This window comes from Pseudoalteromonas sp. CO109Y, from assembly GCF_004208935.1.
Taxonomy (GTDB): domain Bacteria; phylum Pseudomonadota; class Gammaproteobacteria; order Enterobacterales; family Alteromonadaceae; genus Pseudoalteromonas; species Pseudoalteromonas shioyasakiensis.
In genome coordinates this window covers 141,115-161,082 of the sequence record NZ_SGPD01000027.1, presented here as the reverse complement: position 1 = coordinate 161,082, position 19,968 = coordinate 141,115, and the positions used below count along the sequence as shown (strand labels likewise).

Here is a 19,968-nt window from a genome sequence, read left to right as displayed (position 1 = left end):
ATTTCTATTCGCATTTTTAATTGATACAATCACCCGCTCTTACCTTTGTGCAAAATATGCAACAAATTAAGCTATTTAATAAAGGTAATTAACTATTGCCAGCTCTTAAGCGGCCTTCTCTTTAATCTAATTGGTACTATTTCAGGAGTTTTACCATGCAAATGCGCTACTTATCAGCGTGTTTGATGCTTTTACTTAATGCCCCTTTACACGCTAATGAAGTAAAGCAACAAACAACAGATCCTCAATGTAACGATAGGAACAATAAGCAATGCAAAGAGATAGAGCGCATTACTGTTAAAGGGCAATACATCGGAATTGAAGTACCTGAGGTGATAGGTCGTGCCTATTTAGATAGAAACTTTATCGAAGCAACCCCTAAAGGTAATGGTGATATCAACGAATTGATTGCCTTACTACCGGGCGTGCAATTAAGTGAAGACTACTACTCAATTGATAACCTTGCTGAAATTAGCGCCCCTGAAATAAGTATCTCGGGTGCAAAGCCTTGGCAAACAGGCTTTATGATTGATGGTATGAATTATAACAATCGTCTTGATCCTGCCAGTGCGAGCCGTATTGGAGCCTCTGAAAATGAGGTGTCAGGCGGTGTGCAGAGCATGAATATTAACAGTCAAATTGTTGAGTCAATTACTGTTTACGACCATAACATTCCAGCAGACTTTGGTGACTTTTCTGGTGGCGTGGTCGATGCCGAAACAATTTCACCTTTTTCTACAGATACTCGTGTGAGCTTTGGTATCCGTGGTAATCGCAGTGATTGGGGGGAGTACCATATAATCGATAACGATGAGCCTGATGACACCACAGAGGGCAAAGACGACCTTGAGCCACCAATCTATGAAAAAACTAATATCGATTTTTCAATCCAAAAAAAATTAAATGATCAGCATGCGTTACTAATGAGCGTGAGCTATTTAAAAAGTGATATTTCGGATATTTCGCTCTCAGCACAGAAGGTAGAAAGTAGAGAAAACATCAACGCCCTACTGAAATACAGCTATCGCGATGGCTGGGTTGATTCACTTGATTTAAGCGTTATGTATGCCCCTTATACTTCAGACTCGTACTTGAAAGACGTGCTTAATAGTGACTATCAAGTTGAAGGGGGAAGTTTTGGTTTTACTGCAAATTTAGCTGAAGAAACACGCTTTGGTCACTTCAGCAGCAAATTTAATATGAGTCAAAGTGATAACAACCGTACAGGGCCTGCGCATTTTTATACTTGGCTTCAAGCAAAAGGTAAAGAGTGGGGTCAATTAGCAGATCAAAGCGCCGACTCAACTCCTGTTTCAGAGTACGGCGGCTATGGCAATCTTGATAATACGCAAACCAGCTTTAATTGGCGAAATACCTTAACACTTGAGCGTAAAAAGTGGGGCAATACTGAACACGCAATTCGCGTGGGCGCTGAACTTAACCATCAAAACTATGAGCGTACTCGCCAACAAAACTATTATAAGTATGACTCGCCAATTCAATACTCATCAACCAGCGCACAACTAAACTGCAGTGGCTATACCCTTGATTGTGTTGAACAAAGTTTTTATGTTGATTTAGATACCCTTGCCGAGCAATTAGGTGGCAGTATCGACTTTGATAACCCAGAGCACTTACTTGCCTACTCGAATAACGTCGCGACAACTGCTCAGTATTTTAACTCACGTTTGGTCACACCCAGTGAACAAATAGACGTAAGCTTAAATAAAGCAGCACTGTATGCTACCGATGTGATCACCTGGAAACAGTTTGATTTTCATTTAGGTGTTAGATACGACTACGATGATTTTTTCAAAAATCACAATATCGCGCCACGCTTTTCAATGGGTTATGACGTATTTAACGATGGCAATACGCTATTGACTGCAGGTTTAAACCGTTATTACGATGCGGGCCTACTCGGTTATAAAATTAAAGAGCAACAAAAGTTTGCTTATCGTGAGTACCGTCCTATTCAAAGTGGCTACTTACAAGCTTGGCTTCCTTCTTCTTACACAGGTAACTTTCGCTATATTTATGACAATGTGAAAAGCCCTTACGATGATGAAATTGCGTTAGGTCTTCGCCACGCTACCGAGAGTTTCGGTAACTTTGCAGTGAAATACGTACATCGCAACAAAAAAGACCAGCTATCTAGAAATGAAGAAACCAACCTAAAAAACGATGGTTATCAATATATTACTATTTATAATAATGGTACTGGTGAAAGCGAACGTTACTCACTGTCTTGGGATGCAAAATTTGGCGACCATTCAATATGGGCCAATGCATCTTATAGCCAAAATAGTGAAAGCAATAGTGACTACACTGCAACACCCGACAACACCCCTATTGAGTCACTGATTTACTATGAGGGTGAGCTCATGAGCTTATCTGATTTAGATACCCTAAAAGCGAATTTTGGTCGCCCAGTAACTGCTAACTTTGGTTGGAATACAGATTGGACTGATACTTTTTCAACTGGTTTAACAGCAACTTACAGCGGCAGTTACACAACTGCAATTAAGTCTAGTAGCGATCAGCGAATTGGTATTGGTAGTGAGTGTACTACGTGTGAAGCAGTTGAAATATTTGTACCAAAGTACGAAGCACATACCTTTGATTCTCGCATTATGTTTGCATTAAGTAGCCGTTGGGATTATCAAATAAGTCAATCTCAATCTGTTGAAGTTCGCCTTGACATAAGCAACTTATTCAATGCACGTAGCCATGCCATTACAGAAGGAAACTCAGGTATTGAGCCCGGAAGAATGTTTTGGTTAGGGGTGTCTTATAACTATGAATAAATGGTTATTTCTCTTTACGTGCAGCATTTTTACAACGAGCGCCTTTGCGCAAGAGCAGTCATTACGTGAATTATACGCAAAGCCACAGCATGAGTGGCCAGCGATTATTAGTAGTAAAGATGTGCCAGCTTCACCGCTCAAACCTCTAAAAGCCAAGCCGATTAAGCAAAGTGATGAGATCATCGCATTAGGTGAAAAACTATTTAACGATACCCGTTTGTCGCGAGATAACACGGTAAGCTGTGCAAGTTGTCATGAGTCTCGATTGGCGTTTTCAGACAGACGAAAGTTAGCTGTCGGCATTGACGGTCAAGTCGGCACACGAAACACCCAAGCCATTATTGGTATTGATCATTGGCAAAGCTTCTTTTGGGATGGCAGAGCTAAAACTGCAGCTCAGCAAGCATTAATGCCAATTGAAAACCCAATAGAAATGGGCAGTTCGGTTGAGCTTGTGCTTAATAAAATAAACAGGGCTGAGGACTATAAAAAACCAATACTCAATGCCTTTGGCAAAGAAGCGCTTAATAAGGAGCTATTAGCTCTATCGCTTGTTGCTTTTGAGCGCACCTTTGATGTACCTGAGTCATTATTCACGCGGTTTATCGATAAAGCGCAAACGAGTCCTAGTGAAGCTGTCGCACTTTTAGACGATCAACAACTTGAAGGCTTACATTTATTTAGAACCAAGGCGAGGTGTATGACTTGTCATGAAGGTGCTTTACTCAGCGACAATGAATTCCATGTTACGGGGCTACATTTTTATGGTAGAAAACTTCAAGATTTAGGCCGTTTTGATGCCACCCAAGACTCCGCTGATATTGGCAAGTTTAGAACCCCTTCTCTTTTAGCATTACAACAAAGTACGCCTTGGATGCACCATGGTGGCTTTCAAAGTTTGCTGGGGATAGTCAACTTCTACAACGCAGGTGGAGCAAGGCCAAAACCGAGAAAAAAATTTAAAGATGATCCAAACTACCCACAGACAACTGAGTTACTGCATAAGTTAGAGCTCAGTAAGGATGAAAAAAATGCACTCATCGCATTTTTAGAAACCCTTTAACTGCACGCTCGCTCTTAGCGATAAGAGCGGGCTTTCTTACCCCTTTAATTGACTTGGCGTAAGCCCGGTCCAGCGTTTAAACGCTCGTCTGAAATTAGCAATATCATAAAATGATAAGCGCATGGCAACTTGCTCATTGCATTGTTCCCGTATGGCAAGCAGGTAAATCGCTTTGCGCTTACTTTGCTCATCATACAAGGTAGAAAAACGTACGCCATGAGCTTTTAATTTACGCTTGAAGGTTGCAGGGCTCATGGCAAATTGGCTGGCTACTTGATCTAAATTTAACGCCGGAGTTTGATAAATTAATCGGCTCACGGCTTCAACAAAGGTGCTATTTGCAGAATTTAATGCCGCTAGTTGCGAGTTAATTTGTGAGAACCGAAAGCTACTAAAAGCGGGGTTAGTGAGCCTTAGGACATGTTTATTCAATACCCAACGGGTTATAGGCTTTTCAAAAGCGACTTTAAGGCCTAAATGCTGCTCGTATTCTTGGCTATGTCTGGCGCGTTTATAGGCAAACTCAAACTGACAAGGGACTCGCTCACCCGCCACTTTTTTAAGAATTTGGTAAAACGCAGCGCTGTAAATTTCCATAACATACTGGCTTATTTCATCATCCAAGCCCACAGCATTTTGCAGCACAATGTAATACTGCTCGTTATGCACATAACTGTAACTAAATAACAAAGGTGCCAGTTGCATGCGCAAATTGTGTAACTGCTTTAAAGCTTGGCCGATGTGCGCAGCATGTAACACGCCTTGGGCGGCAACAGAGGTATCGTTTGCCAGTTGACTGCCTAATAAAAAACCGCTGTCGGCAGATTTCATCAACTGCTTAAACTGCGTCAATAAGCGCACTTGCTGTGAAATACTAAACTGATGCTGCACACTCATTAAGTCTTGCTCAAACACCCCTGTGCCTCTGAGTAACTTATGCAGTGCAATGCCGCGACTTAAGGCCAGCTCCACCAGCGTGGTGATCAGTCCCTGTGCGGTGAGGTATTTGTCATCTTGATTAAGATACGGCTTCACAATGGCTGACTCTTTGTTGTTTTTGTTGTTGTAACTTAGCGTGTAAACGCGAGCTTAAACTTTGTGGTGTATCGCCTTGTATACTGCCAACTAAGGCCGCTGTTACATCTTGAAACTTTGCGTGTTTTGCACCTTCGACCTTAAAAGCACAATGACTCAGCGCCGAGGTAATTTGCGCCACCAGCTCTTTCGCTTGTACTGCGCTGGTGTTTGGCATTAGCACCATAAAGCAGTCTCCTGCATAGCGGCACACCACATCGCTAAGACGGCAATTCATCAATAAAAGCTCGCTTACTTCACCTAGTAAGCGGTCGCCTTCGATAAAGCCAAATTCAGCGTTAAAATCAGCAAAACCACGAATATCAATAGCGGCCAGTTGCAGAGGCTGTGGCTCACTTAATTGCTCTTTTAACACAGCTTGTAAGTAATCAGCCTTATACAGCCCGGTTATTGAACACACTAACTCATGCTCCCGATGCTGGGCTTCACGGCGTTTTAATTGCCTATTCAGTACGTATTGCTCTTGATGCCATTGATACAGCCCAAGGCTTGTGAAAATCATGCCTATCGGCGCAGGCAATGATTCAATCCAAGTAAGCCAAGTATTGGTTGGTTGATGTAACCACTCATCAAATAAATCAAGGGAAGCTGAAAACATAAAAAGCCCAAGCCCAAGCACTAAAAAGCTGGTGACTTTGCCGGGCGGCCTCGAAATAAGCAGCGCAGCTATCCAAGTAAGGGTCATTAGCACAATGCCACCCTCACCTAAAATATCTAACCATGCGATATCGGCTAGAGGCTTTAATTCTCCTGCTTGTGCGCTTAGCAAAAACGCAATTACAAACAGAGCAATAACTGCATTGGTTAAAAATCGATGATGAGTAAAAGGGTTATATCGCATTCTCAGTACCTAACAATAATTCACGCTGCCATGCTAACTCGTTAGCGTTTAAAGCAGCAGGGTCATATTAGCTCAATGATGTGACAGCAAAACGACAGTCATACCTTGTTAAACCCTTTAAGTACTGTAATTGCCTTAAAAAGATGGGGTTATTGCAGCTCAAAAGTACTTTTAAAACCCTCTAATCACTTGTTTTTACTGGCTGTTAGCGATTTTCTGTCACATTTGCGTCATTTAAGCTGCGTACTTTGCTCATCAAACCAAGGACAACCAGGAGCAAACCCATGAAACAATTTAAAACGAAGGCGTTAGTAAGCGCCCTCGCCTTATGCCAATTTGCCGCTTACGCACAAGACGAACAAAGCAGCGATGAGAAAAAAGTAAAAGTCTCTGAAGAGCTTGTTGTATATGGCGAGATTGGTTATCGCAACCGCTCACAAGAGCTGGCACCGACGCTTGAATACTCACAAGAATACTTTCAACGTTTTGAACCGCTGACTGCCGGTGATGCATTAAAACGTGTACCGAGTGTGACGTTTTTATCAGATGTTTTAGAGTCTGATGGCGCGCGTATGCGTGGCTTAAGCCCAGCTTACACAAAGGTGCTTATCAACGGTGAAGAAGTACCTGGTGCAGGTGCTGACCGCTCATTCTTTGTTGACCGTATTCCTGCTGAGCTAATTGAGCGTGTAGAAATTATTCGTGCTTCAAGTGCAAACCGCTCTGCCGATGCCATTGCCGGTACGCTAAACATTGTATTGCGTGACGGTTACAGCCTAGATGGTGGTTACCTTCGTGCGGGTGGCCTGCGTTATGACGATGGCGAATTAAAAGAAAGCTTTGCAGGTGTTTACGGCACTGAGTTTGCTGGTGGCCGCTTACTACTTGGTGCGAACTTACAAGGTCGTTATAACCCAAAACAAAAATCAAGCCTACGCTATGGCGACAGCCCAGAGAATAACGCCAATTACAAAACCGAAGAATTCGATAACCGCGAAGATCAATCAGATATTCGCGACGGTGACGACACCTCGCTAAACGCCAGCTACGAAATTGCTTTTGATGATGGCAGCAAGTTTGATATCAGCGCGATTTGGGTTGATACCGACCGTACTGAAGATGAGCGTTCATTCGAATATGACGATCCAACAGCAATCAATAACTCAATTGTTGAAGGCGGTAACCTTGAGACCGACAACGCCAATGTATCTTTCATCGATCAAACCAACTACAACATCAACTCGGGTTATGAGTTACCCCTTTTTGGTGGCACCAGCAAATTTAAACTTGGTTTTGCAAGCTTTGAAGAGTCTGTTTACGAGCAAGAAGTAGAGATCGATACTTCTGAGCTACCTATGGTATTTGAGGAAGAAGAAGAAACCGTAGACCTTGATGACAAAGAATGGTCATTACAATGGCAACATAGCTTGTTTGCAGGCGAGAACAAAACGATTCAATTCGGTGCCTTTGTACAAGGTAAAGAGCGCGATACTGCGGTTTATCAAGCCGAAGATGAAAGCGAACAAAGCTTTACCAGCTGGGATCAATTCAGCAAAACACCTCTGTCACTGGCAGGCTTTAACAACGAGTTTGAAGCAGCCGCTGGTGGCGTCAATAAACTCGAAGAAGACCGCCTAGATGTATTTGCATTAGTTAAGCACGAAGACCAAGACTTCTCGTGGGAGTTAGGTGTGCGCTACGAAACAACTGACTCAACCATTACTGACAAAGCAGAAGGTGTCAGCGCTAAAAACGATTATGACTTTTTCTTACCATCGGCACATTTACGCTACAACGTCTCTGAAAACGGCCGTGTAAGTGCGTCGGTTGCACGTAGCTTACGTCGTCCTGACTTTGATTACATCACCCCTGCTCTACTTGAAAAAGAGTTAGGCGATAACGACTTTTTAGGAAACCCAGACCTACAACCAGAATCATCGTGGGGTATGGACTTAGGCTATGAATATCGCTTAGGTAAAAGCGGCGTCGTGGGTATCAATGTGTTCTATCGCGATGTCACAGACCTTATCGAAATAGCCAATACAGGCCAACAAGGTTCAGAAGGTGATGGTACTTACATTTTGCAACCGCGTAACACCGGTGATGGCAACGTAAAAGGTATCGAGCTTGATTTATCAACGCCGCTAAGCGCTATTAGCATGCCAAACACAGGGGTATTCTTTAACTACTCATGGCTTGATTCAGAAGTAGATGACACTTTCGGTAGCCGTAAATTCAACGACCAATCTGACTACGTGTTTAACGTTGGCTTTATCCAAGATCTACCTGATTTAGGCGCCTCGTTCGGTGCAACTTACCGTAAACAAGGTGATGCTTATGGCCGTATCGTGGGTGAAGAAGTAACCACACACTACGGCGCAGACCTTGAACTATTCGTAGAAAAACGCTGGCAAGACGTCACGCTTCGTTTAGTGGGCTCAAACCTATTAGATGCAAGTAAAGACGAAACCTTTAACAAGTTCGACACGGTTGATGACCAAATCAACCGCGACTTTGACGAGTATGAACTGGAGTCTGAAGAAGCAGGCCCTGTTATTCAGTTAATGCTGCGCTACGCGTTTTAATACACATAAGAGTTATTAAGGCAGCGCATTGCTGCCTTGTTGTATATTTGGGGATCCCATGAATTTTAAAAAACCACTTAATCTTGTTGCCAGTGCAGTAATGCTAAGCACCCTAGCTGCGTGTAGCCAAACAACGGCAACCGAGGCACCAATCAAAAACCAATTAACAGCCTTTGGCACAACTGAAAATATGCAAGGCTCACAAGCGGCAGCCCTTGCTGATGACACTTGGCTATTAAGCTCACAAAGCCAAGGCCTACAACTTATTGATGCCACAGGTAAACAGCACGGATTACAAAAAGGTAACTTCGAAGCGCTGTCTGTTAAGGCAATCAGCAAAAACAGTTACCTTGTTGCTAGCATCGACAACGAAGCTGACCAAGCGGTGATTTTTAGCTTACAAAAAGCAGCTAAATGGCAGCTAACTGAAATTAGCCGTATCAGCCCACCAAAAGCAAAACCTGAGGCGGTGTGTTTATTTGCTAACCCGACAACTCAAGCAGTATCGGCATTTGTGGCAGACGCTCGTGGTCTTATCCGCGAAACACTGGTGTTTGATATGGCAAACAAACGCGCATTAAACCTTGAATTACGTGAGTTTGCTGGCGTAAGTGAAACATCAGGCTGTGCGGTTGATGATAACAGTAAAACTCTTTATTTAAGTGAAGGCGAGCTAGGCATTTGGCAAATTAACGCAGATGCTGAATCGCGCGCCGATAAAAAGCCCGTGGCTTTGATGTCGCCATTTGGCAGCTTAGCGCCTGAAGTTGGCGGTTTAACCACAACAGATGATGGTAGCTTATGGTTCACCACCTCTGAAGATAACCAATTACATCGCTACGAAAAGAGTACTAAACGTTTTAGCAGCTGGCAATTTGCTGGTGAACTGGCGATTGAATCTGCCGCAGTGCACTTTAACAATAAGCAAGCTGATATCGTGTTATACGATGACGAATCAGGTCATTATGTAAAAGGTCAAATAGATGGGCAAGCTAAACAACATAATAGCGCTAAAACAGCCGCTGTTACTTACATCAATGCACAAGCGCAAACCGATGCAGTACGTGCTTTTGGTGATGCCGCCGATGACCCTGCTATTTGGGTAAATTCTAAAAATGCAGCAAAAAGCCTGATCTTAGGTACCGATAAACGCCGCGGTTTAATGGTGTATGACCTTGCAGGCAAAGAGCTACAAGCACTAGAAACAGGCCGTTTAAATAATGTTGATGTGCGCCAACATGCAAGTATCAACAACGCAACGAATACCTGGATTGCAGGTAGTAACCGTACTCATAACAGCATCAGTGTTTACAGCGTCGATACTCACAATCAGGTGCAACACCTTGCTGAGCTGCCAACGACTCTAAAAGAAATTTACGGTATGTGTATGTACTCATCAAACACAGGCAACTATGTGTTTATGAATGACAAATCAGGCCTATTTCAGCAATACAAACTAACTGGTAATAATGAGAGCGTATCAGCACAACTAGTACGCGAATTTAGTGTTCCAAGCCAACCTGAAGGTTGCAGTGCAGATGATAAAACCGCACAGCTATTTTTAGGTGAAGAAGACGAAGGTATTTGGTTTATTGGCGCTGAGCCAACAGCAGGAAATAAACCTGTAATGCTGCAAACTGTGAACGATATGTTGGTTGATGATGTAGAAGGCATGGAAATCTACCACGCAAAAGATGCCCGCTATTTAGTGGTTTCTAGCCAAGGTGATTACAGCTATGTGCTTTATAAAATTATTGATGGCAATACCCCTAGCCTAGAGTTTGCGGGTAAATTTGCAATCAGCAACAACCTAGAGCTAGCAATAGATGGCGTATCAGAAACCGATGGCCTAACGGTAACACCGGCTGCGCTACCGGGCTACCCTGAAGGGGTGCTAATTGTGCAAGATGGTTACAACCGTATGCCACAGGCACCGCAAAACTTTAAGATTATTGACTGGCGCGAAGTAAAAAAAGCCATTCAATAAATTACTCCGTAAGGGTGCTCGGTTTATCTGGGCACCTTTTTTATCTGAACATGTTTAATCAGTAAAATAGATAACTAAAACACCCAACTATTGCACCGTAAATTAGCATAGGCAAAAAGGTTTTCTTAAGCACTGGCCCTTCTTGATTATTCACTCCAACAATACTGGCTACAGCAATAATATTGCTAATGCAGATCATATTCCCCATCGCCGCCCCCGTTGATTGCAACGCAAGCACTAAGGTTTCTGACAAACCCACTTGCTGTGCAATACCATATTGAATACCGCCAAAGGTAAGATTAGACACCGTTGCCGAACCTGAAAAGAAAGTGCCGAGAGCTCCCAAGTAGGAGGCAAATAACACCCAATGCTCACCGCTTAAATCAGCAAAGATGCTCGCCATATAGAATATGGGCGCATTATGGCCGCCTTGCATTAAGACATTCACCATCACCAGCGCCCCGATCAAAGCAATACATGGCATAGCAATACGGCCTAAGGTGTCGGAGCACATTTGCTTTACTTGTGGCTTGCTCATTTTAAGTAACGGAACGCAGATCAGCACCACTAATACAAACGGGATCAACGCCGGTACAAACAAGGTTTTATACGACCACCCCACTGAGGTGCCGAATATCTCATGTAAGGATAAGATCAGCGCTTTGCTTAATTCAAATTGTGCAAAGCCCAAATGAATACTCACCCAGAGCGTTTCGTCGTTTAGCAATGCTTTAATGCCCAACTGATGAATACGGGTTATGACCAGCACAACAATCAAAAGTAATAACGGGAATAATGCTAAAAATAGCGCTTTGGGTGTGAGCTCAGCTTTGCCTTTCGTGCTTTGTGCATTTACAGCTGATTTATCTAACCCCACTCCCCTACTTGCTAAATAGATAGTCACTAATAGACCCACTGCACCACCTATCAACGATGGAAATTCATAGTTCCACTGGGCAAACAACCAATAAGGTAAGACACATGAAAACACACTTAAATAAATGAATACGCTATTTTGACGCACCTTTTTTAGTGGTAAAACAAGACACAGCGCAATCATAGGAATAACCAAAGCAGCAATAACATGACAAAGCGCCGTCCATCTTGAGATAGCCAGCACTTGCCCGTCATCTAAGTTTAGCGCCGAAAAGCCAAACCATGTTGGTGTGCCAACTGCACCAAAAGATACGGGGATCGAGTTTAAAATAAGAGTGAAAATAATCACTTTAAAAGGCGAGAAACCAAGCCCGACCAAAATAGGCGCCGCGATGGCCGCAGGCGTGCCAAAGCCCGATGCGCCTTCGAGCATAAATGCAAACGCCCAACCAATGATCATCAACTGCGCAACTTGATTACTGCTAATTGATTCGAGCCAGTGTTTTATCGTGGTTTCGGCCCCTGATATTGCCAACATGCGGTTAAGTAAAATAGCTCCAGCAATAATCGAAATAGGCGTCATAACAGACAACACACCAGCAAACGAATTAGCAAGCAACAGCCTTAAATCAGCATGAAAGAAAAACAGTTGCAGTAAAGCAGCGAGTAGCGCCGTTATTGGTAAAGCAATGTAAGAAGCGATGGGGCTGCGTTTTACCATCATCCAGATCAGCACCAAAATAGGCAGTGCAGCCACTAGGGTATTCATGGGTCATCCTGTTGTTTTTATTAAGCGCTTTCCTTAATTCAAAGTATAGACAGGATAACCATAATCAGTATTTTTTATTTGTTAAATGAGTGTACTGAGCCACCAAAGTAGCAGTACTAACACCGAAATAGCGACTAAAGCTTTGGTTTTGTGCTTTTGAATAACTCGCTCTGCCTGATTACCCGCGTAATAAACAACGGCAGCAAGGGCAAAGTAGCGGATTGAACGAGCAATAACCGTTGCCAGTAAAAATAGAAAAATTGAATACTTAGTTGCTCCAGCGGCAAGCATGGCAATTTGAAATGGAATAGGCACAATGCCGAGCGTCAATACAAACCAAAAGCCTTGTGCCTGCATTTTTTGCTTAACTTGCTCGAACTGCTCAGGGTTTGAGAAGGTATTAATCACCCAGTCCCCCACTACATCAAATAGATAGTAGCCGAGGGCATAACCAAAAATAGCACCAATAATACAACCAATGGTCGCCATTAATGCGATTAACCAAAGCTTTTCGCGGCGGGCTTGCATTAACGGAACAAGCACAGCTTCAAGAGGAATAGGCACTATGGTTGACTCTAAAAATGATGCCACCATAATCGATTTAAGCATATGTTTAGAGTCGATAAACTGCCGTGTTTTTTGCTTTAACTTTTTAGCAATTGCCATTATTCATCCCTTGGAGTTTTGTTGCGGTAAAGGTTACAACAAAAACCCTTAACCGTCCCTTACGGTTTATGAATATAACGGCTACGGCCTTGATTTTTTGCCAAATAAAGCGCTTGGTCGGCACGTTTCATGGTGTTGCTAAATGTCTCTGTGGCACGTTTTATAGCCGAACCCACACTCACGCTGAGCGTTTTACTCGGCGTCACCATCACATTATTAGCAAGGCTGAGCAGTTGCTCACAGGTAGCACGTAACTCATCAAAGTCGTCAGAGGCTACATACAATGCAAATTCTTCACCGCCTATTCGCGCAAATAGAATGTCATCATTTAATGCTTGATGACACTGATAAACAAAATCTATCAATACCTGATCACCAACATCATGGCCATATTCATCATTAATCGCTTTAAAGTGGTCGATATCAGCTATCACTAGGCTGTGTGGCTTATCTTGGTTTTGCTGCACATAATGATAAAAATAACGACGGTTATACGCCTTTGTTAATACATCGGTTTTTAGTTCTTCTTCAAGCTGTTCGCGGGTTTTAGCTAAGTCTGTAAGGGCAAGGTAAAGACCAAACCCAGTTACTAGCATCCCTAAAGTGCGGGTAATATCTTCGATATAAATACCAACCCAGATTGGTTGAAATACCAGCTCGTCTAAAAAATCAAAAGTAAGCCCAACGCTCCAAAGGAAGATACCTACACTTAAAAATAAGTAACTGCGCTTAGCAACCACCGAGGTTTGCACAAACGCGAAAATACAAATCAAAATAAGCAAATTGATGGCGTCACTTAGCACGCCATTTAAGTAGACATCGTTTTCGAGCCGATTAAAGTAATACAGATAAGTGATCACTATCAGCAACAAAAAGACAATAAAAGAACTAATAAATAACTGCTTTATTATGAGTGGTACTGAGTTTAACTCAGCCTTTACTTCAGGAGGGGATGCTTGCTTATTCATAACTAATCACGACAACGTACTGCAATGAACTAAACATTAGCAAAGCAAATTTAAAAGTGCATGATAAAGCCGCTTTAAAGGGCAAAAACCAGCGTTTTTACTGGAGTAAAAAGTCTAAAAATAAGCCGTTTTAGTCAGTAAAAAAGTCTAAGTTCATGCTATTTGCCACTAACGGTCGCAATTCTGCTGTTATTTTTTTATCATCGCTGAAAATTTAAATGACACAGCAAGAATCAATGAGCGACGCACGATTTATTCCTTTTCGAAAACACGACATCATCAACCTTTGCCAAGCCTATTTAGGTAAATCGCAATCAGGTTCGTTTATGGAGTTTGCTACACTTTTGCAAAGCGTGACTCATTATCAATATCACGAGCTGCTGGAGTCATTAAAAAACAACTATGCGCCATTTGACCCAAATAGCGACACCCGCACTCTAATACCGATTACCGACGAGCAACGTGCCAGTTACCAATCTGCCTTTGCAAAAGACTTTGCCACCGTACTCAATGCTGCCAATTTTGAAACCATTACCAATCAAGACTTACAAGATGCGCTCAATGAAGAGTCTTTATTTAAAGTGCGTTTAGCCGTTGAGTTTGATGATTTTGCAGAAGTGGTCTTTTACCGCCGTGGTGAATCGCAAAAAACTGAGACGCTGCGCAGTTTTTGGGGGCTTAAGAAAAAACAGATTCAATTTACTAACTATGATCGCGTTGCCATATTCATCCGCTTTAAAGACGAGCAGTACTTTTTAGAAAAAGGCAAAATGCCAGTGGGCTTTGAACCAAATTCAACTATTGTCAAATTATTTCAGAATGTGCCAAAAGCCGATTTAGAAATGCTGTTTCCGAATAGCGAAGTAAAAATGCGCCCAATAGATAAACTGATTATTGGTTCATCAGCATTGATTGGCGGTGCTGTGGTGTTGGTAACAAAATTAGGCGCGTCAATTTTACTACTGATTGCTCTGATTGCCTTTTGGGGTGGTTGGCGCAGTGAAGAAGTGCATATGAGTCAGCAACACTTTATTACCTTTGCAATCGGCATGGGGGTATTTGGCAGCTTTATTTTTAAAGAATGGAGCAAGTTTAAAAACCGTAAAATTCGCTTTATGAAAGCACTAGCCGACAACTTGTATTTTAAAAACCTCGATAACAATGCAGGTGTTTTCCATACTCTAGTTGATGCAGCTGAAGAAGAAGATGTTAAAGAGGCGCTGCTTGCCTACACCTTTTTACTAAAAAGCGAATCAGCGATGACTGCAGAGCAATTAGATAATCAAATTGAGCAATGGTTTAAGGAGCAACATAATTGCCAGCTCGACTTTGAAATTGATGATGCTTTAGACAAACTCGTAAAGCTTGATCTAGTTAATCAACAAAATGACGTTTATACAGCGGTTGATTTAGATAAGGCTAAACAGCGCTTAGATGCGCGTTGGGATGACTATTTTAAGTTTGCCTAAGCCTTTAAAATCAGGTACTAGCAAGTACAAATAAATTTAGAGTCAATTCAACTGGGGTAAATGCAACTTTATCTCAATGTGCTTGCGCAGCGAATGGTCTGCTTTTAGGATAAAATTTTACGGCTAAAAAAAGACCATTCCATGCAATTAAAAAAAACAATCCTTATTGGAGCAAGTTTGCTGTGCGCAGCAACAACAGCTCAAGTATATGCTAACGACAAATTTGTCTCTGAAGATATTTTTCAGCTTGAATACGCAGGCGACCCACAAATAAGCCCAGACGGTAAAAAAATCGTTTATGTGCGCAGCGGCTACGACATCATGAAAGATGGTAATAAGCGTAGCTTTTGGCTGTACGATATAAAGTCTGGTCAACACACGCCACTGTTTTCTGATGAACATAACTATAGCCAACCTACTTGGTCTCCAGATAGCAAGAAAATTGCTTTTACCAGCAACTCAAGTGGCTCAAATCAGCTTCACGTTTATTGGTTAGCACAAGACAAACAAGCATTATTAACGCAACTACCAAAATCAGTACGTAACTTAACTTGGTCAAATGATTCTGAACAAATTGCCTTCACCATGAGTATTCCTGAAGGTAAATCTGCGTTCGCTAAATCAGTAAAACTGCCGAAAAAACCTAAAGGTGCTGAGTGGTCAAAACCAGTGAGAGTGTTTGAAAAAGCACGCTATCAAGCTGATGGCGCAGGCTTTTTAGAGCCTTCATACCGTCACGTTTTTGTTATTCCTGTTTCGGGTGGCACACCACGCCAATTAACATCGGGTGATTATCAGCACTATGGTCCACTTGCTTGGGATCCAAGTAACACAAAACTAGCTTTTTCTGCTGATCGCAATGATGAGTGGGAATATCGCACAACTGAGTCAGACCTATACGAAATCAATGTAAAATCAGGCGAGCTTACGCAACTAACTGATTTACCTGGCCGTGAAAGCAACCCGCGTTACGCACAAGACGGTGATGAACTTGCCTTTGTTGCGCGTGACAATGCCCCTGTGCCTTACATTAACTCAACACTATCTATGCTCGATTTAGACGATAAATCAATCAAGCATATTACTGAAAAATTAGACCGTTCAGTGGCTGATTATAAGTGGTCAGGCGATGGTGACTTTGTTATTCAGTACGACGACTTTGGTAAGCGTAAGCTCGCTAAAGTAAACAGCCGCGGTAAGGTCACTGACTTAACTGATACCGTATCGGGCACTTCAATTGGTCGTCCGTATATCAGTGGTAGTTTCAGCATGGCCAATAATGGCGCTATTACGTACACCACAGGCAGTGAATACCGCCCAGCTGATTTAGGCTACATCTACAGAGGTAAAAGTAAAACGCTAACTTCATTAAACGAAGATGTATTAGGCCATAAAAAGCTTGGTAAAGTGCACGAGCTGAATGTTAAATCGCAGTTCGACGGCCAGGCTATTCAAGGTTGGTATATCACACCACCTGATTTTGATGAAAGCAAACAGTACCCATTAATGGTTGAAATTCACGGCGGCCCACATCTTGCCTATGGCCCAAGCTTTACTGCTGAATTACAACGTTATGCCGCTGAAGGTTACGTGGTTGTGTATGTGAATTACCGTGGTTCAACAAGTTACGGTAAAGACTTTGCACTACTGCTAGATGGTAAATACAGCTCTGAAGAAGACTTTGCCGATCACAACTCAGCAGTTGATGCCATGATTGCTAAAGGCTTTATCGACAAAGATAACCTATTTATTGCTGGTGGTTCAGCAGGTGGTATTGCAACGGCTTATGCTGTTGGTTTAACAAACCGCTTCAACGCTGCGGCAATTACCAAGCCTGTGATCAACTGGTTAAGTAAAACTCTTTCAGCTGACAGCTATATTGGTCAAATTCGTAACCAGTTCCCGGGCATGCCATGGGATAATGTGGAGCACTACTGGAAACGTTCGCCGCTTTCATTAGTGGGTAACGTAACCACGCCATCATTGATCATGACAGGTGAAGAAGACCGCCGTACGCCTATTTCAGAATCAGAGCAGTTCTATCAAGCATTAAAACTGCAAAAGGTCGATACCGTGCTTATTCGCGTACCGGGCTCACCACATGGTATTGCGGGTCGTCCGTCACGTATGATTTCGAAAATTGAATACACCCTTGCGTGGTTCAAACAATACCAGAAGTAATGAATTAAGCAGGAGTGAGGTGCTCACTCCTGCTTAAAAATAATGATGACTAAGCGCAAGTTGAGCAGAACCTATCGACTGCGCTTTTTCCCCGCACACGCCTAAACCCACTTCACAGCTACGTAGTCCACGACTATCTAAACGTGCAAATGCTGCAATTGATAACTGCTTGAGCTGTTCAAGCGCTTTACTCGGTAACGGCGAATCAATAATCACAGCTTGCATATCTAATAAACTCAAACTGTTATGCATGGCAATACTGATAGCCTCAGCAGCTTTTTCAAGCCAAGGCTGAACTAGTCGTTTATGCTCTGTAAACTGACTGTCGGTAAGCTCGTACACTGAAATGCTAAGTTGCTGCTTATCAAACTCGCTTTGCAATGATAGTAATGAACATTGACTAAGTAACTGCTCCCGATCAGCGTTTAGCATTGAGCCTATAGCACCGGCATTACCACTTTTACCTTCGAGAAGCTGTTGGTTAATCACCACTGCTCCACCTAAAAAAGCCCCCAAATAAACATACAAAAAATCGCTGTAATTATTAGGATTACCAAGGCTTAGTTCTGCACAGCAGGCAGCGTTATTATCGTTACTAATATAAACCGGTAAATTAAACTGACTTTCTAAGTAACCTTTTAAGTCGAAGCTTTGCCATTGGCTAAGGGTATTTGTTGCAGAGTCTGAAGCAGCTTGCCATTGCCAAATATCAAACGGCATAGCGACCCCTAGCCCACACACATGTGAGCGCAGTTCAGGCTCTAATTGACTGATTAATTTTGGGATATATGTTTCTAAGAATGATTTAAGCTCATCAACCGATGCTTCATTCACCTCAACAGATACCGATGCTCTTTGCGTGCTTTGTAAGTCAACGAGTATCAGGTCGAAGCGTCGTCGCCCGATTTTCAAACCAAAACTAAATGCACCATCTGGATTGAGCCTAAACGGCACACTTGGCTGCCCTACTCGTCCTTTTACAGGTGCATCACGAAGCAATAGCTTGTCTTCTTCGAGCTTGTTGATATTTACTGTTGCAGCCTGAGCAGACAAGGCTAACGCTTTTGCTATTTGCGCTTTAGGCATGCTTTGCTGTTGCCTAATTAAACTTAAAATTGCGCGCTCGTTCTTGCTTCTTGGTGCTCGCGATAAACTGCTCTTCATAACATCCTTCTTGATATAAGCTTGATAAGCGGCCTATTAGACCTTTTTGGCGTACTATCTACCAGTCAAAATAATAAATCAACTAGGTTGATTTATTATTTATAGTCGTGAATACTGTCGGCCACAACAATATGAACACATTAATCTGGTGAACTATGCAAACACAGCCTGCTATTGTATCGCGCCAAATGCTTTGGCCTTTTATTCTGCTTACAATTTGCTTTGCTGCTTGGGGTACTGCGGCCAATATGACAGACCCATTAGTGAAAGTTTTTAGCAAAACATTTTCGATGAGTGCGTTGCAATCAGCACTGGTGCAGTTTAGTTATTACGGTGCTTATTTTTGCTTAGCTTTACCGGCAGCCATGATCAATAGACGGTTTAATTATAAAACGGGGCTGTTAGTGGGTTTAGCCATGGCCGCAAGTGGTGCCTTATTGTTTTACCCTGCTAGCCAAACCATGCTCTATAGCCACTTTTTATTGGCCTTGTTTATTCTTGCTGGTGGCTTGTCTATTTTAGAGACCTCGGCAAACCCTTATGTCATGCAGTTAGGATGCGAGCAAACAGCAACCCGTAGACTCAACCTCGCGCAAGCTTTCAACCCCGTTGGTACTAATATTGGTGTGTTTTTAGCGGCGACATTGATTTTACCGAACTTAAATCAAGCTGATAGCGCAAGCCGTGCCCTAATGAATGAAGCGCAATTAAAAACCGTTGTGAGTGCAGAGCTAGATGCTGTGATGGTGCCGTATGTGGGTATGGCCTGTTGCTTAATCTTACTATGGCTATGTATCTTTTTTAGTCGCCCTCCTGCCACAGCAACAAAAGCCGCCGCGCAGCCGCGTAAACTTAAAAAGACCTTTCAACATTTGTATCAAAATAAGCACTACCGATTTGGCGTGCTGGCACAGTTTTTTAATGTTGGCGCGCAAACCTGTGTATGGACCTACACCATTGGCTACACCATGGAAGCACTTAACACCACAGAAGTTACTGGCGGTCAGGTGTTACAATATTCTATGCTGGTGTTTTTAGTGTCTCGCTTCATTATGACTTGGCTCATGCGCTTTATTAGCGGCGCTAAATTACTGCGTTTTATGGCTTTAGTTGCAGCCGTGCTTTGTTTTATTGTTACCACCCAAGTTAATTTAGTGGGCGTAGTCGCACTTGTCGCTATTTCAAGCTGTCTATCTTTGATGTTTCCAACCATTTACGGCACAGCACTTGAAGGCCTCGGCGAAGATGCAAAAGTGGGTGCGGCAGGTTTAGTAATGGCAATTTTAGGGGGCGCATTTTTACCTCTGATCCAAGCCGCAACTATAGATGCCTTTAACACTGCGGTTTCGTTTGTTGTACCACTTGTTTGCTTTTTAATTGTTGCTTTGTATGGCCACCATACCAAAGTAGCAGCAATACCCGCCAAAGCGCAGTTGCAGGACTAAACGCATCAATGAGATAATGCACCTCGTTTACCTACTTAAGCGAGGTGTATCG

Annotated in this window: 13 protein-coding genes; 7 read left to right on the top strand and 6 right to left on the bottom strand. The window is 42.7% G+C overall.

Annotated features, from left to right (window positions below):
* The first annotated feature begins 155 nt into the window (after positions 1–155).
* Positions 156–2,807: a TonB-dependent receptor plug domain-containing protein gene (locus EXT43_RS10645; protein WP_130166942.1), complete on the top strand. Its 2,652-nt coding sequence runs from the start codon at positions 156–158 to the stop codon at positions 2,805–2,807.
* Complete coding sequence (locus EXT43_RS10640; RefSeq protein WP_130166941.1) at positions 2,800–3,870, top strand: cytochrome c peroxidase; 1,071 nt, start codon at positions 2,800–2,802, stop codon at positions 3,868–3,870. The genes EXT43_RS10645 and EXT43_RS10640 overlap by 8 nt, the downstream gene beginning before the upstream one ends.
* A gap of 36 nt (positions 3,871–3,906) precedes the next feature.
* Here EXT43_RS10640 and EXT43_RS10635 read toward each other — a convergent pair whose 3' ends face one another.
* Positions 3,907–4,905 carry an AraC family transcriptional regulator ligand-binding domain-containing protein gene (locus EXT43_RS10635; protein WP_130166940.1) on the bottom strand — a complete coding sequence of 333 codons (999 nt, stop codon included), beginning with the start codon at positions 4,903–4,905 and terminating at the stop codon, positions 3,907–3,909.
* The gene (locus EXT43_RS10630; RefSeq protein WP_130166939.1) at positions 4,889–5,806 is read right to left on the bottom strand and encodes a sensor domain-containing diguanylate cyclase; all 918 of its coding nucleotides are present in this window, start codon (positions 5,804–5,806) and stop codon (positions 4,889–4,891) included. The genes EXT43_RS10635 and EXT43_RS10630 overlap by 17 nt, the downstream gene beginning before the upstream one ends.
* 284 nt (positions 5,807–6,090) lie before the next feature.
* Between EXT43_RS10630 and EXT43_RS10625 the strand changes: the two genes are divergently transcribed.
* Together EXT43_RS10625 and EXT43_RS10620 are read left to right on the top strand one after the other, a co-directional pair.
* Positions 6,091–8,391: a TonB-dependent receptor gene (locus tag EXT43_RS10625; protein WP_130166938.1), complete on the top strand. Its 2,301-nt coding sequence runs from the start codon at positions 6,091–6,093 to the stop codon at positions 8,389–8,391.
* Between the two features lie 58 nt (positions 8,392–8,449).
* A complete protein-coding gene (locus tag EXT43_RS10620; protein ID WP_130166937.1) occupies positions 8,450–10,378 on the top strand; it encodes a phytase in 1,929 nt (642 codons plus the stop codon).
* A 58-nt stretch (positions 10,379–10,436) separates the two neighbouring features.
* On the opposite strand, the gene EXT43_RS10615 is transcribed toward EXT43_RS10620, so the two are convergent.
* From EXT43_RS10615 to EXT43_RS10605, 3 genes are all read right to left on the bottom strand, one after another.
* Positions 10,437–12,023, bottom strand: coding sequence for an L-lactate permease (locus EXT43_RS10615; protein WP_130166936.1), 1,587 nt, complete (start codon positions 12,021–12,023; stop codon positions 10,437–10,439).
* Between the two features lie 81 nt (positions 12,024–12,104).
* The gene (locus tag EXT43_RS10610; protein WP_130166935.1) at positions 12,105–12,689 is read right to left on the bottom strand and encodes a VTT domain-containing protein; all 585 of its coding nucleotides are present in this window, start codon (positions 12,687–12,689) and stop codon (positions 12,105–12,107) included.
* A 59-nt stretch (positions 12,690–12,748) separates the two neighbouring features.
* A complete protein-coding gene (locus EXT43_RS10605) occupies positions 12,749–13,657 on the bottom strand; it encodes a GGDEF domain-containing protein (protein ID WP_130166934.1) in 909 nt (302 codons plus the stop codon).
* Positions 13,658–13,893: 236 nt separating this feature from the next.
* On the opposite strand from EXT43_RS10605, the gene EXT43_RS10600 reads away from it, so the two are divergent.
* Positions 13,894–15,126, top strand: a complete 1,233-nt coding sequence (locus EXT43_RS10600; protein ID WP_130167037.1) for a TMEM143 family protein — start codon at positions 13,894–13,896, stop codon at positions 15,124–15,126.
* 141 nt (positions 15,127–15,267) lie between these two features.
* The gene (locus tag EXT43_RS10595; RefSeq protein WP_130166933.1) at positions 15,268–17,307 is read left to right on the top strand and encodes a S9 family peptidase; all 2,040 of its coding nucleotides are present in this window, start codon (positions 15,268–15,270) and stop codon (positions 17,305–17,307) included.
* 33 nt (positions 17,308–17,340) lie between these two features.
* Here the strand turns inward: EXT43_RS10595 and EXT43_RS10590 are convergent, their stop codons facing one another.
* On the bottom strand, positions 17,341–18,471 hold the full coding sequence (locus EXT43_RS10590) for an ROK family transcriptional regulator (protein ID WP_130166932.1): 1,131 nt from the start codon (positions 18,469–18,471) through the stop codon (positions 17,341–17,343).
* 155 nt (positions 18,472–18,626) lie between these two features.
* Between EXT43_RS10590 and fucP the strand changes: the two genes are divergently transcribed.
* Positions 18,627–19,916 (top strand): L-fucose:H+ symporter permease, encoded by a 1,290-nt coding sequence (gene fucP / locus EXT43_RS10585; protein ID WP_130166931.1) that lies wholly within the window; start codon positions 18,627–18,629, stop codon positions 19,914–19,916.
* Positions 19,917–19,968: the final 52 nt, after the last annotated feature.